This window comes from Staphylococcus sp. GDX8P80P (assembly GCF_017893095.1).
Taxonomy (GTDB): domain Bacteria; phylum Bacillota; class Bacilli; order Staphylococcales; family Staphylococcaceae; genus Staphylococcus; species Staphylococcus borealis.
In genome coordinates this window covers 1-427 of record NZ_JAESMI010000232.1, presented here as the reverse complement: position 1 = coordinate 427, position 427 = coordinate 1, and the positions used below count along the sequence as shown (strand labels likewise).

Annotated in this window: 1 pseudogene; it reads right to left on the bottom strand. The window is 32.8% G+C overall.

What is annotated here, in order from left to right:
* Positions 1-414 (bottom strand): annotated as a pseudogene (locus tag KA858_RS12600) (replication initiation factor domain-containing protein); the annotation flags it as partial.
* Positions 415-427: the final 13 nt, after the last annotated feature.

The window sequence follows — 427 nt, the reverse complement described above, 5'->3', positions numbered from 1 at the left end:
TAAATCATCTTCAAAATCAAAGGCTAAATCTAATCTTGTAAAACCGTCATCTTCCATGTAGCTTATTATATTTTGTTTTAACCAAATCATTTCATCACGTGTAAGTTTGTTTGGATTAAATTCAATACGCATATTACGTCTATCCCAAGTATCTGCTTTTACCTTGTCATATTCGATATAAACTTTTTCTTGAAGTGCTTTAGCTTTAAACTTTGTTTGAAGTATATCCCAAAGTCGTATTTGTGGATCTACACTCATAAATTTAGATAGGTTTTTAGCGTTGTCTCGGTTGAGATTTCCAACGATCGTCATTGCATCAAAACTTAATTTTGGATCAGATATGCACACAGTATGTGCGTCCAACCGGCTATTAGAGTATCCGGTTTTAGAAAAATTTGAGTTTTCCTTTTCCAAACTTTGTTTTGCC